Annotated in this window: 19 protein-coding genes and 1 tRNA gene; 8 read left to right on the forward strand and 12 right to left on the reverse strand. The window is 65.3% G+C overall.

The window, feature by feature from the left end; genetic code table 11:
* Window positions 1-39: 39 nt before the first annotated feature.
* Window positions 40-1,203 carry a M23 family metallopeptidase gene (locus FA702_RS07130; RefSeq protein WP_136955564.1) on the forward strand — a complete coding sequence of 388 codons (1,164 nt, stop codon included), beginning with the start codon at window positions 40-42 and terminating at the stop codon, window positions 1,201-1,203.
* 23 nt (window positions 1,204-1,226) lie between these two features.
* Here the strand turns inward: FA702_RS07130 and uvrC are convergent, their stop codons facing one another.
* Window positions 1,227-3,164 (reverse strand): excinuclease ABC subunit UvrC, encoded by a 1,938-nt coding sequence (gene uvrC, locus FA702_RS07135; protein ID WP_136955565.1) that lies wholly within the window; start codon window positions 3,162-3,164, stop codon window positions 1,227-1,229.
* 210 nt (window positions 3,165-3,374) lie between these two features.
* Here uvrC and infA point away from each other — a divergent pair, with 210 nt between their 5' ends.
* From infA to FA702_RS07160, 5 genes are all read left to right on the forward strand, one after another.
* The gene (gene infA / locus FA702_RS07140; RefSeq protein WP_100866134.1) at window positions 3,375-3,620 is read left to right on the forward strand and encodes a translation initiation factor IF-1; all 246 of its coding nucleotides are present in this window, start codon (window positions 3,375-3,377) and stop codon (window positions 3,618-3,620) included.
* Window positions 3,620-4,225: a Maf family nucleotide pyrophosphatase gene (locus FA702_RS07145; protein ID WP_136955566.1), complete on the forward strand. Its 606-nt coding sequence runs from the start codon at window positions 3,620-3,622 to the stop codon at window positions 4,223-4,225. Before infA ends, FA702_RS07145 begins: the two co-directional genes overlap by 1 nt.
* Complete coding sequence (locus FA702_RS07150; RefSeq protein ID WP_136955567.1) at window positions 4,218-5,210, forward strand: ribonuclease; 993 nt, start codon at window positions 4,218-4,220, stop codon at window positions 5,208-5,210. The genes FA702_RS07145 and FA702_RS07150 overlap by 8 nt, the downstream gene beginning before the upstream one ends.
* Window positions 5,207-5,389 (forward strand): DNA gyrase inhibitor YacG, encoded by a 183-nt coding sequence (yacG, locus tag FA702_RS07155; protein ID WP_136955568.1) that lies wholly within the window; start codon window positions 5,207-5,209, stop codon window positions 5,387-5,389. Before FA702_RS07150 ends, yacG begins: the two co-directional genes overlap by 4 nt.
* 128 nt (window positions 5,390-5,517) lie before the next feature.
* Window positions 5,518-5,593 (forward strand) — tRNA-Phe (locus FA702_RS07160).
* Window positions 5,594-5,616: 23 nt separating this feature from the next.
* Here the strand turns inward: FA702_RS07160 and FA702_RS22730 are convergent.
* The 10 genes from FA702_RS22730 to FA702_RS07200 all read right to left on the reverse strand — a co-directional run bounded on the left by FA702_RS22730 (window position 5,617) and on the right by FA702_RS07200 (window position 10,658).
* Window positions 5,617-5,913 carry a GIY-YIG nuclease family protein gene (locus FA702_RS22730; protein ID WP_168196012.1) on the reverse strand — a complete coding sequence of 99 codons (297 nt, stop codon included), beginning with the start codon at window positions 5,911-5,913 and terminating at the stop codon, window positions 5,617-5,619.
* Between the two features lie 224 nt (window positions 5,914-6,137).
* A complete protein-coding gene (xerC, locus tag FA702_RS07170; RefSeq protein ID WP_168196013.1) occupies window positions 6,138-7,304 on the reverse strand; it encodes a tyrosine recombinase XerC in 1,167 nt (388 codons plus the stop codon).
* On the reverse strand, window positions 7,223-7,861 hold the full coding sequence (locus FA702_RS07175; RefSeq protein WP_136955571.1) for a hypothetical protein: 639 nt from the start codon (window positions 7,859-7,861) through the stop codon (window positions 7,223-7,225). Before FA702_RS07175 ends, xerC begins: the two co-directional genes overlap by 82 nt.
* A 20-nt stretch (window positions 7,862-7,881) precedes the next feature.
* The gene (locus tag FA702_RS07180; protein WP_168196014.1) at window positions 7,882-8,316 is read right to left on the reverse strand and encodes a hypothetical protein; all 435 of its coding nucleotides are present in this window, start codon (window positions 8,314-8,316) and stop codon (window positions 7,882-7,884) included.
* Window positions 8,277-8,444, reverse strand: a complete 168-nt coding sequence (locus FA702_RS22735) for a hypothetical protein (protein ID WP_168196015.1) — start codon at window positions 8,442-8,444, stop codon at window positions 8,277-8,279. The genes FA702_RS07180 and FA702_RS22735 overlap by 40 nt, the downstream gene beginning before the upstream one ends.
* Before the next feature lie 111 nt (window positions 8,445-8,555).
* Window positions 8,556-9,446, reverse strand: a complete 891-nt coding sequence (locus tag FA702_RS07185) for a hypothetical protein (RefSeq protein WP_210417601.1) — start codon at window positions 9,444-9,446, stop codon at window positions 8,556-8,558.
* 10 nt (window positions 9,447-9,456) lie between these two features.
* Window positions 9,457-9,654: a hypothetical protein gene (locus FA702_RS23130; RefSeq protein WP_255504750.1), complete on the reverse strand. Its 198-nt coding sequence runs from the start codon at window positions 9,652-9,654 to the stop codon at window positions 9,457-9,459.
* Between the two features lie 154 nt (window positions 9,655-9,808).
* Window positions 9,809-9,946 (reverse strand): hypothetical protein, encoded by a 138-nt coding sequence (locus FA702_RS22740; protein ID WP_168196016.1) that lies wholly within the window; start codon window positions 9,944-9,946, stop codon window positions 9,809-9,811.
* Window positions 9,946-10,374 carry a hypothetical protein gene (locus FA702_RS07195; RefSeq protein ID WP_136955574.1) on the reverse strand — a complete coding sequence of 143 codons (429 nt, stop codon included), beginning with the start codon at window positions 10,372-10,374 and terminating at the stop codon, window positions 9,946-9,948. Before FA702_RS07195 ends, FA702_RS22740 begins: the two co-directional genes overlap by 1 nt.
* Window positions 10,371-10,658, reverse strand: coding sequence for a hypothetical protein (locus FA702_RS07200; RefSeq protein WP_168196017.1), 288 nt, complete (start codon window positions 10,656-10,658; stop codon window positions 10,371-10,373). Before FA702_RS07200 ends, FA702_RS07195 begins: the two co-directional genes overlap by 4 nt.
* 207 nt (window positions 10,659-10,865) lie before the next feature.
* Here FA702_RS07200 and FA702_RS07205 point away from each other — a divergent pair, with 207 nt between their 5' ends.
* Window positions 10,866-11,360: a hypothetical protein gene (locus tag FA702_RS07205; protein ID WP_136955576.1), complete on the forward strand. Its 495-nt coding sequence runs from the start codon at window positions 10,866-10,868 to the stop codon at window positions 11,358-11,360.
* A 99-nt stretch (window positions 11,361-11,459) separates the two neighbouring features.
* On the opposite strand, the gene FA702_RS07210 is transcribed toward FA702_RS07205, so the two are convergent.
* A complete protein-coding gene (locus FA702_RS07210) occupies window positions 11,460-11,789 on the reverse strand; it encodes a helix-turn-helix domain-containing protein (protein WP_168196018.1) in 330 nt (109 codons plus the stop codon).
* 94 nt (window positions 11,790-11,883) lie between these two features.
* Here FA702_RS07210 and FA702_RS22745 point away from each other — a divergent pair, with 94 nt between their 5' ends.
* A complete protein-coding gene (locus FA702_RS22745) occupies window positions 11,884-12,111 on the forward strand; it encodes a helix-turn-helix transcriptional regulator (RefSeq protein ID WP_168196019.1) in 228 nt (75 codons plus the stop codon).
* Window positions 12,112-12,118: the final 7 nt, after the last annotated feature.

Below are 12,118 nucleotides of genomic sequence, written 5' to 3' on the forward strand. Positions count from 1 at the left end.
CGCGCTTGACCCGGCGGAGCCTTGTGCGAGCATGGCGGGATGAAGCTGCCTTATCCCATCCTCGCCATGCTGGCCTTTGCTCCGCTGCCCACCGGCGGCTTCGTCGCCATGGCAGAGGCACCGGCGCTATCGGGCTTTCCTGTCGATGTGGCGATACCGAAAGCACCCGCGCCGGTGGTGACCGATGACCGCGCGCGGCTGCTTTACGAACTGCGCGTCACCAACTTTCACACGGCGCCGATCGATCTGGCGGCACTGGACCTGCTCGACGATGCGGGAACGGTACTGGCCCACTATGCTCCGGCCGATCTGGCCGCGATGATCGGCACTATCGGCCCGGAGCCCACCCCCGGCACCGAACGTACGCTGCCCGGCGGACGGACCGGCGTGGTGTTCATCGATCTTGCGCTTCCCGCCGGCGCAAAAGTGCCGGCGGGCCTGGGCCATCGCCTGACTTTCTCGCTGACACTGCCCGATGGAAAGACGATCGAACGGTCGCTGACCGGCCCGGCCACTCCGGTCGACGCGCCGGCCGTGGTGATCGCCCCGCCACTTGCCGGCGACGGCTGGCTGGCCGCCAATGGTCTGGCCGCGCCCGATCACCGGCGTTCGTGGAACGCGATCAACGGGCGGGCGCATCTGGCGCAGCGCTTCGCGATCGACTGGGTCCGGCTCGACAACAAGGGTCGCTTCCTCGCGGGTGACCCGGGCCGCAACGAAAGCTATCCGGGCTACGGCGCGCCCGTGCTCGCGGTGGCGGATGCCAGGGTGGTCTCGATCATCAACGATCTGCCGGAAAACGCCGGCGCCAACCCGCAGGAAGGCCGTCGTCCGACGGTGGAGACGATCAGCGGCAACACCGTGATCCTGGACCTGGGGAACGGTGCTTTCGCGCTCTACGGCCACCTTCAGCCCGGCAGCGTTCTCGTCCATCCGGGAGAGGCCGTGCATACCGGGCAAGCACTGGCCAGACTGGGCAATTCGGGCAATTCCGATGCGCCGCACCTGCATTTCCAGCTGATGGACGCGCCGTCCGCGCTCGGGGCGGAAGGCCTGCCCTATGCCATCACCCGGTTTACCGTGGCCGGCGTGGCCCACGATTCGGCCGTGCTGGAAGGAAAGGCCGCGTGGAAAGCATCGGGCCTGCCCCATGCCGTTGCCGCCGAATTTCCAGACGACAACGCCGTCGTCAGCTTTCCCTGAACGCGTGCTATCCGTTCGGCCGGTTATCCGTTCGGATGGTAGAAATCGTACACGGTCTGCGCGACCGCTGAACTGACCCCCGGCGCGCGCTGCAGGTCCTCCAGGCTGGCCGCGCGCACCTTCCCCGCCGTGCCGAAGTGCAGCAGCAGCGCCCGCTTGCGCGCCGGGCCGATGCCCGGAATCTCGTCGAGCGGGCTGGCCGTGATCGCGCGGCTGCGCTTTTCGCGGTGCGCGCCGATGGCGAAGCGGTGCACCTCGTCACGCAGACGCTGCAAGTGGAACAGCACCGGCGAATTGACGGGCAGCGTCTTCTCCCGCCCATCCGGGAAATGGAACACTTCGCGCCCTTCGCGGCCGTGGTGCGGCCCCTTGGCGATGGCGATCAGCGGCACGTCGTCGATGCCGAGTTCCTCCAGCGTCTCGCGCACCGCGCTCATCTGGCCCTTGCCGCCGTCGATCAGGACCAGATCGGGCCAGACGCCGCTTTCGCGATCCGGGTCTTCCTCCTGCGCCCGGACGAAACGGCGGCGGAAGACCTCGCGCATCATCGCGAAATCGTCGTTGGATTGCGCCGCCTTGATGTTCCATTTGCGGTACTGGCTGTTGAGGAAGCCATCCGGCCCCGCCACGACCATCGCCCCCAGCGCGTTGGTGCCCTGGATATGGCTGTTGTCGTAGATCTCGATGCGCTGCGGCACTTCGGGCAATTCCAGAAACTCCGCCATCTCGCGGTTGACCTTGGCCTTGGTGCCGGTTTCGGCCAGACGCCGCTCCAGGGCTTCCACCGCGTTGCGGCTGGCCTGCTCCATCAGCCGCCTCCGGTCGCCCCGCTGCGGCACCGAAATCTCCACCTTGCCGCCGGCCGCCTCCTGCAAGGCCTCCGCCAGCAGGTCGGCTTCCGGCAGCGCCCGGTCGACCAGGATCAGGCGCGGCGGCGGCACCTCCTCGTAGAACTGGGCAAGGAAGCTGGTCAGCACCTCGGCTTCCTCCAGCCCTTCGGTATGGCTGGGGAAGAACGCGCGATGGCCCCAGTTCTGCCCGCCCCGGATGAAGAAGGCCTGGATGCCGATGTGACCGCCCTTCGCGGCCATGGCGAAGACATCGGCGTTGCCCACGCCTTCGGCATTGATCGCCTGGCTGCCCTGGATGAACGTGGCGGCGCGCAAGCGATCGCGCAGCATCGCCGCCCGTTCGAAGTCGAGCGCTTCGGAAGCCTGCGCCATCTGCCCTTCGATCTCGCGCTGCACGGCGGACGACTTCCCCCCCAGAAAATCGCGCGCCTGTCGCACCAGATCGGCATAATCGTCCTCGCTGATCCGGCCGACGCAGGGCGCCGAACAGCGCTTGATCTGGTAGAGCAGGCACGGCCGGTCGCGCCGCGCCATGAAACCATCGTTGCACGAGCGCAGCAGGAAAAGTTTCTGCAGCGCGTTGATCGTGGTGTTGACCGATCCGGCGCTGGCGAAGGGGCCATAGTAGTTCCCCTTTGCCTTGCGCGCGCCGCGATGCTTCATGATGCGCGGAAACGCATGGTCGGTGCGCAGCAGGATGAACGGAAACGATTTGTCGTCGCGCAGCAGCACGTTGTACGGCGGGCGGAAGCGCTTGATGAGCTGCGCTTCCAGCAGCAGCGCCTCAGCCTCCGAATTGGTCGTGACGATGGTCATCGACCGGGTCTGGCTCACCATGCGCCGCAGGCGGTTGGGCAGGCGTTCCACCTGGGTGTAGTTCGTGACGCGGTTCCGCAGCACCCGCGCCTTGCCCACGTAAAGCACATCCCCGCGCGCATCGTGCATGCGATAGACGCCGGGCTTGGCCGGCAGCGTGCGCACCACCTCGCGAATGGTCTCCACGCCCTTGTCGATATCCGGCTGGTCCGACCCGCGCAGCGCATAGGTCGCCTTGTCCTCGTGGAAACGTTCGGACGATTGCCGGTCAGGGGGAACGGAGCCGCGGGCCATGATGGTGCAGATAGGCGCTGTGCCCCGCTTTGGGGAGATGCCCGCCGCTGCGCACGGTGGACAAACCGGGCACATCCACCCGCGCCGCCTGACGGCGTCGGCATGGGCTTCCCTTTTTGCTCGCGGGACGCTATGGGCGCGCCGCGCGGGACTGTTTCCGACAACCTTGCGACATACGCAAACCAAGCGAAAAGGCATCCGAACCCGCCGATGGCGAAAGAAGAACTCCTCGAAATGCGCGGCACGGTGGTGGAGCTGCTGCCCAACGCGATGTTCCGCGTGCGCCTTGAAAACGATCACGAGATCCTGGGCCACACCGCCGGTAAGATGCGTAAGAACCGCATCCGCGTGCTGGTGGGCGACGAAGTGCTCGTGGAACTGACGCCCTATGACCTGACCAAGGGCCGGATCACCTACCGCTTCATGCCCGGCCGGGGCGGCCCCGGCCCCTACTGATGGTCGGCGTACCCACGCCGCCTTCCCCGCTGCCGCCCCTGGTTCTGGCCTCCGCCAGCCCGCGCCGCCTTGAGCTGCTGGCACGGCTGGGCGTGACGCCCGACAGGGTGCTGGCCACCGACATCGACGAAACCCCGGCGAAGGGCGAACTGCCCCGCCCCCACGCAGTCCGCCTCGCCGCCGAAAAGGCGCGCGCCGCCGCCGCGCAGGCGCCCGGGGCCTTCGTGCTGGCAGGCGATACCGTGGTGGGCGCGGGCCGGCGCATCCTGCCCAAGGCGGAAGACGAAGCCACCGCGCGCGCCTGCCTGGCGCTGCTCTCCGGCCGCCGCCATCGCGTGTTCTCGGCCGTCGCCGCCGTCACCCCCGACGGAACCCTGCACGAGGCGCTGAGCGAGACGATCGTGCGCTTCAAGCGGTTCACGACAGAGGAAACGGAAGGCTACATCGCCGGCGGCGAATGGCGCGGCAAGGCCGGCGGCTATGCCATCCAGGGCAGCGCGGAAGGGCTGTGCCTGTGGCTTTCCGGCAGCCATTCCGGCGTGATGGGCCTGCCGCTCTACGAAACCCGCCTCCTGCTGCGCCGCGCGGGCTTTCCGCTTGGCTGAATGGCTGCACGAAGACGGGATCGGCGAAGAACGCGCGATCCTTGTGGAACGGGGCGACATCATCGCCGCGCGCGTCGACTGGGGCGAAGCGCTGCGGCCCGGCTTCACCGGACCCGCGCAAATCGTGGTGAAGCACAAGGGCACCCGACGCGGCATCGCGCGGTTCGCCGATGGCGGTGAAGCGCTGGTCGATGGCCTCGATCCCGCCGTCACCGAAGGGGCTACCCTGCTGCTGCGCGTGACCCGCGCCGCGATCGCGGAAAAAGGCCGCACCAAGCTGCCGCAGGCGCGCCCCGCCGGTCCCGAAGCCCTCCCCGCCCCCGCTCCCGGCCTGCTCGCGGAACTGCGCGCCGGCCCCTTGCCCGTCCGCTCGCTGCCGATCACCGACCGTTCCTTCGACGAAGCCGGCTGGCACGAACTGGTCGAACAGGCGCAGGGCGGCGAGATCGCCTTTCCCGGCGGCAGCCTCCTCGTCAGCCCGACGCCGGCGATGACGCTGATCGACATCGATGGCACGCTGCCGCCGCCGATGCTGGCGCGCGCCGCCGTCCCCGCGATTGCCCGTGCGCTGACGCGGCTGGACATCGGCGGATCGATCGGCGTCGATTTCCCGACGCTGGCGGACCGAAAGGACCGCCTTGCCGTCGATGCCGCGCTCACCGAAGCGCTGGCCGGATGGAAGGGCGAACGCACCGCCATGAACGGCTTCGGCTTCGTCCAGCTCGTCGCCCGGCTCGAACGGCCCTCGCTGGTCGCGCGCTTCGCCCGGCACCGCACGGGCGCCGCCCTGCGCGCCCTGCTGCGGCAGGCGGAACGGGTCACCGATCCCGGCGTGCTGCTGCTGACCGCCGCTCCGGCGCTCCGAAGGGCCATGCCGGCGGAATGGGAAGCCGAACTGATCCGCCGCACCGGACGCGCCGTGCGCTGGCAGGAGGACACTGGCCTTGCTCTCGACGGCGGATTCGCGCAGGCAGTTGCGGCATGACCCTCAAACCCACTCCGCGCGCGAACGGGCAAAGGCGCTGCCCGATCTGCGGCAAGCCCCGCGTGGAAGCCCACGCGCCGTTCTGCTCCACCCGCTGTCGCGATCGCGATCTGGTGCAGTGGCTGGACGACGGCTATGCCCTGCCCGGTCCGCCGGCCGACCCTGACGCGCAGGATTGAACCGCGCCCGCCGGCGTTCGACGGGGAGCGGTGAAAAGTGCAAAACAGGGCTGGACAAGCCAGCCGCGCTTCGCCATAGCCGCGCTTCCAATCGCCAGACGCCCTCTCGGGGAAACGTCCGCAGCGATGCCCGGGTAGCTCAGTTGGTAGAGCACGTGACTGAAAATCACGGTGTCGGCGGTTCGACTCCGTCCCCGGGCACCACCTTTAAAATAGCGCATTGATTTTCATCCACTTTTTCGGTTGGACATTTTTTCAGAGGCATCGGTTGGACAAATTCCGACTTTGAGAAGGCGCTTTATCTCATCGGAAAGCTCCGCCTTTCTCGAGAACCATTCGCCATTTATGCGTAGATGAGCGAATTGCTCGTGGTACGCCGCTTCTGCGCTTTCATCCCCGAATGTCCATGCAAGAAGTCTCAACCTATGGGGCGATCCCGTCTGCAGTTTCTTCATGCGCGCAGGAAGATTGATGGTGATGCCAATTTTCACGGCACCCTTCTGATTTCCGATAAAGTAGATCACACTCCTGCCTTTCGGGACGAGAGTATGGTCGGTCAGATTTGATCTGGGTTTCCGCCTGTCTTGGGGGCGATAGTCAGGATCCTGACAGTCAGAATATGACCGCAGGAATTGTTCTGTACCTGGTTCGCCTTGGACATACCGGCTTGGAAGCCCCTTACGACGGAATCGGTATCGCGCCTTGCCATGGCGATCTTTCGTCGCTCTGACATTTGGTGGAAGTTCCATCACTGTTCCTTATCGAACGTGGACAGCAGGTTGGACATTGCGGCGTCTGCCAGCTTGCTTCGGTTCGCCCTGGCGCGGTACTTCACGAACGTCGCCGCCTTCTTGTGACCGGTGATCGCCATGCCCTCGGCATCGGTCCCTCCGCTCTCGGCGATCCGGCGCGACACCGCTTTGCGCAGGCCGTGCATTGAGCAGTTCTCCAGCCCGGCATCATCGCACCACTTGCGCATCCGATTTCCGAGCCCGGCGACGCTGAAAGGCTTGCCGTGCTGCGTCGTGACCAGATGCCGGATCGGCGCTGCCGGCAGGGCTTCCAGCGCCGCTTTCGCCATCGGTAGCATTTCGACCGAAGCCTCTTCGTTGTCCTTGGCGTGGGCGATGATGATCCGGCCGTTCTGAATATCGTCTCGGGTCAGGGTGGCGACGTTGCAACGCCGTGCCGCGGTGTTGAGGGCAAGCTCCAACGTCAGGCGCGCCATGGTGCCCAGCTCGTGCTTGGCGCGATAGCGCTCGATCTCGTCTTCCGTCCATGTATGGAAGCCGGGGCCTTCCTTATAGACGTCGGTGAGCCGCGCCGGGTTTTCCGTGCGCCATCCTAGCCGAATGGCATGGTCCATCACGCCCGCAAGCACCTTGCGCAATTCATTCGCGGCGGCAGGCGTGGCAGACATGCCGGCAAGGATCTTGTCGAGCCAGATGACGGTGATCTTGGCCACCGGCCGGTTCCCGTATCGACGCCCCTTCTGGTCCTTGCGATCAGCAAACCGCTCAAGGATGCGGGCCTGCTTATACATGGTCCTCTCGCCCTTCTTCTTCCACTTCGTCGTGGCCTTGAAGCGGGCGATCAGGTCATCAAGGCTTTGCGGCTCGATCCTCGCCGCCGACACCGGTCCTGTCTCTGCCAATGGGCCGGCCTTGATGATGTTCGCATAGCCTTCGTGGAATGCGATTGATCCGGGATCTCCGGGAACATAGGCGCTTTTCCAGCCCTTGCGGCGGAACCGGTAGCGTATCTTGCCGTGGCGATCGGGGACGGCGCAGACGTTGGGCGGAAGTTCAGACATCTTCATCCGTCCATTCTTCATCACCCGACGGCTTCGTGTCGACCGATTCGCCGATAACCACCTCGATCGTCGCCCGCTTGAGATCCATGATGATCCGGGCACGCGCGATGCCTGCGTTGGCGACGGCCTTGGTGGCGCGATCCATGTCCGCCTGGGTAATGCGTGCCGGGGCCGTCATGCCGACTGCCCGGAAAAGAGCCCCGGCGCTCCGCGGCAACGCGCTCGCGTTCGGCCCGCGCCTCCGCTTCCTTCTTGGCGGCGTAGTCGTTGAGCTGGCCCTGAACCTTGTTGCGGGCAGTCATCAGCTTCGCGCCAAGCTCGTTCTTCTCGGCATCGACCACGCGCCCGCCGGTCAGATAGTGGGCCTTGGCCGACTTGTGCGCGGTATCGACGTGATCGATCGCGGCACGCACCAGCTTGATGAAGCTGCCGCCACGGGCATAGCTTTCGTCGTCAACGACCTTGGCGCGATCGGCGGCCGCCATGATGTCCTCGACCTTCTGCTCGAAGTCGGGGCGATCGGTCAGTAGCGCCTCACGAAACGCCGCGCGCGCCTCCTCCTCAACCGGTGGCTTGTTGTGGCCGGAAAGGGCTTCGGCCGGCTTGGGCTTCTCAGGCCACGGCGCGACATCATCGAACACGGGTTGGGTAATCGGCATGGGGAATGCTCCTTCGGGGGTCAGAAAGGCAAAGGCGTGTTGGTGCTCAGCCGGTCGATTTTCCGCCCGCGCTCCGCGTAGGCGCTGTCCGGCGCTTGCTCGCGCGCCCACGCCTGCCGGGCGACGAGCGAGCGGTATTCGGCTTCCGTCACCGGTCCCCCGGCGCACTTCGGCCACACGGTATCGAAGTCGATCGGCTCACCGTTGGCCTCGGCCTGCCAGCGCCACGACCGGTCCATGACCTCGCCGGTCTCGGGATCGTGCGGCGGGCCAAACCAGAGGCGGACGCCAAGAATGATCGTGTCGCGGCCGAGCCGGACCTTGTAGAAGCCCGCCACCGGCTCGGATGCATCGACACCACGAAAGGTGCGCGCCATGACAGCCTGGGCATCGGCATAGGTGGCGGGCGCGCGGCTCATTTCGCGATGAACTTCGATGCGATCCACCGCCACCACGGCGCACGCTTGGCCATGCGCTCGGCGTACCATGCGCGGGTTGGCGTCACGCCGAACAGGGGCGGATGCGCGGTGCCGGCGCTGCTCTGGCGCATGGTGGGCACGGGGACGTGGACGCGGGCGGTCATGATACAGGGACCAGCTTGCCCGACTGGCAGACGTACCAGACATCGGCATCAATGCCGTCCTGCCCGACAATCCCAGCGGCTACAGAGATGATCTTGTAGGAAGGGTAAGCCTCACGCTCGACAGCAAAGATTGCGCATCCTTCCGCGCCCATAACTCGTCCGACATAGCCGGTCGCACTGGCCGCGCCCCAAGTGCCGGTCGCACTGGCCGCGCCCTGATCGCCGGTCGCACTGGCCGCGCCCCAAGTGCCGGTCGCACTGGCCGCGCCCCAAGTGCCGGTCGCACTGGCCGCGCCCCGAGTGCCGGTCGCACTGGCCGCGCCCCGAGTGCCGGTCGCACTGGCCGCGCCCCGAGTGCCGGTCGCACTGGCCGCGCCCCGAGTGCCGGTCGCACTGGCCGCGCCCCGAGTGCCGGTCGCACTGGCCGCGCCCCAAGTGCCGGTCGCACTGGCCGCGCCCTGATCGCCGGTCGCACTGGCCGCGCCCCAAGTGCCGGTCGCACTGGCCGCGCCCCAAGTGCCGGTCGCACTGGCCGCCCCGAGTGCCGGTCGCACTGGCCGCGCCCCGAGTGCCGGTCGCACTGGCCGCGCCCCAAGTGCCGGTCGCACTGGCCGCGCCCTGATCAATCGTCACATGGGCGTCATCGGACTTGATCGCCCGTTCCCACACCCAATCCCATGCGCGCTTCACCAGATCGCCGATGCCGATCTCGATATTGACGGTCAGGATAGTGCTGGCAGCCTTGTCGTCTTCGCGGCGGCAAATGTCGCCGGACTGCGTGACCGTGAAATACCTGGACCGTCCGGGAGCGTAATATCCGAACACCGAAAGCGGATGAATGTCTTCGGGGCAGGCATGAAAGCCATTGCCGCAGCACTCCGCCTTGCCTTCGACGGTATAGGTCTTGCCCGGTTCGAACTGGAAACCGCGACAGGTCAGATCGGTGTTGAAGCCCTTGATCGACTGGATCGCCGTCTCGGGCTGCTCTTTTTTCTTGGACATGGGGAGCCTTTCAGGACCGCAGCGCGGCCACCAGTTTTTCGGAAAGGAAGACGTTTTCGGTCGCGCCCGAGAACATCGGGGCGATGTCGCGGGGATCGTGCCCGGCAAGACCGCAGCCAATCGCGGTCACCAGAAAGGACATCTCGGGATGTTCCGCCGCATACCGAACGAAATCGGCGACATACGGAGCAATGCGCTCGACCGGCATCGTCCGGATATTCTCGTCCTTGGTAGGGATGGCGTAGGAATTGCCGGACAAGCCAACGCCGCACCCCAGCGCAGCACCCCATGATTGAAGCGCCTCGCGGGCAGCGCCGGCACCATGGGCACCAGCCAGATTGGAACCGAAAACGAAAATCGGCTTAGCCACAGAAAGCCTCCATAACGAGAACGAGAAACGGTGAGACGGCCATCGCCACCGCCACGACAAGCGCGGTCAGGGCGGTATCGGCAGGGTCAGCGGCGAGGATGGCGCGCGCGGTGCGGAGCTGGTGGAGCATCACAGCCTCACCTCGTTCCGATCGGCCCCGACGACATCGGCGCCGGGCGACCATGACCACGGCTCAACCGGATCGAACGCGTCCATCGCCATGGCGAACAGCTTGACCGAATAGGGCACGCCGACGTTGCGCGTGACGCCGGTGTCCGGGCACTTGAGCCACTTCTTGGTCTCCTTGACCTGGTAGAAGTGGGCCACCGTCTTGCCGGTGATCGTGTCCGTCTCGTGGATGACGAAGTGCCGCTTGTGGAACAGCGGAACCTTGCCCAGCGCTTCGGCGAGCGTGGTGGCGTCCGCTACGTCGATGGCCGCGCATTCGGTGCTGTCCATGATGTGCCACGCCCGATAGGTGTGGCGGACCAGCGGGCGGGCGCGCATATCAGCCTTGACGCTATCGAAGCAGGCGGCGCGGGTGCGGGTGGCGTTCATGCCACGACGCTCCCCGACAGGCCCAGCGCGGCGTTTTCAGCCATGCGCCCGGCAAGTGCCCCGGCTTCGATCCGCTCGATCGCGGAGCGCATCCAAGCGGCATCCTCGCTCAGCGCCGGGCCGAACACGCCGACCGCCATGCAGACGGACTCGGGCTTGCTCAGGATGCGCTCGATATCGCCAAGCGCGGCCGACAGCTTGATCCGCAGGCGCTCCAGATCGCGCACGACTTCATCGCGATCGTAGTTCGCGGGAATTGCCGAAGTGATGGATTGCAACTGCATCTTCGCCTCCATTGCCATCGCTGGCTTCCGGGTCTGCGCTTTCGGCTCACCGGGTATGGAGGTTTAATATTTGCATATTGCAAAGTCGTCAACTGGAAATAGTTGCAATTTGCAAACTTGGTGCGAATCACCTATCCGCAGACTGCGCTTATGGCGTAGATGTAGGAAAGCTATTTGACGCGCGGGCCAAGGCAGGAGTTCGGGACCATGATCAATCGCGATGAGATTGGCCTAAAGGAGATCAATCAGGACGTGGCGCGCGAAGCATTTGCTCAGGCTGAGCGCTATCTGACTGACGTAATCGAAAACAAGGACCGCATCGATCAGCGATGCTTCATCTTGCTTGCAGGATACCTCCCTGTCACGCTGGCTGTAGCCAGCGGCAAGCCCGATTTATGGGGCGCACTTGCGGCTCTGCTGCTTACGGCCGGGTCCGTCTCGTTACTTTTGGCGCTTCGGGCTTTACCTTATCCTGCGGTTGCCGTGTCACCGGCGGCCTACATGATGGAAGGTATAATCGACGGGGATGAGAGAGCCTTGCCAATAGCGCAAGCCGCCTTGGCCCATGACGCAATTGAAAAAATCGCTATTGCGGTCAAGTCGAACCGGATGAAGCTGCGGATGCTTGGCTTCGCTATCTGGTGCGGAGCGCTTTCGATTGCCGCGCTGGCAGCGATCAGAATTTACGCAGCGGTGAGCTAGGCACTGACCGCTCGAAGTATTCGTCTTCTCGCGCCGGCAACGGCTGCTGCTTGGGTGTCGGGCTAGGTGATGGCTGCGGGGCTGGCTTCGGCTGATCTGTCATCCGTTGGTTCCATCCTTAATGTAATCGACGACAAACTTTTCGACCTTGGCAAGCTGAGCTGGGGCCAGATCCGAGATCATCTCTAGCGTGCGTGTATCGACCTCCTTGGGGTCGTACTCTGCGATGAAGCCTGGGCGAGTTTTGAGGGCCGGCGCGAGCCTGCGCAACCACTTGAGAGAAAGGCCGCGCTCGCCTTCTTCAAGCAGGCTGATGACCGCCCCGGTGGTAGGGGGCTCGCATAGATTTGCTAGCTGCTCCTGCGTCAGTTTCATGAACTCACGCCACGCCCGAAGGTGGTTTGGTCCGCCGTTTTTGTCATCAGCCATTTTCGCAGTTTGCAAGATGCAACGCGGCATGTCCTCACGCATACTGCAAAGGTTGGGCTTGCAAGTCTCTTTGCAATCTGCAAAGTAATGCGCCATGGAAACGATCACTCCCACGGCGCTGGCGGAGGCTTCTGGCATCTCGCTTCCCTATGCCTCGCAGATTATTAGCGGCAAGCGGACTCCCGCTCGCTCGCTCGCCATCCACATCTTGCGCACGACCGGCTGGCGGCATGGCAGCATTGCCAAGTTGACCGACGAGCAGATCAGCACGCTCGAAAGCGTCGATCCATGGGTTCCCCGCGCCTCCCCGGAGGCCGCGTGACCACCGG

Source organism: Novosphingobium sp. EMRT-2 (assembly GCF_005145025.1).
Lineage (GTDB): Bacteria > Pseudomonadota > Alphaproteobacteria > Sphingomonadales > Sphingomonadaceae > Novosphingobium.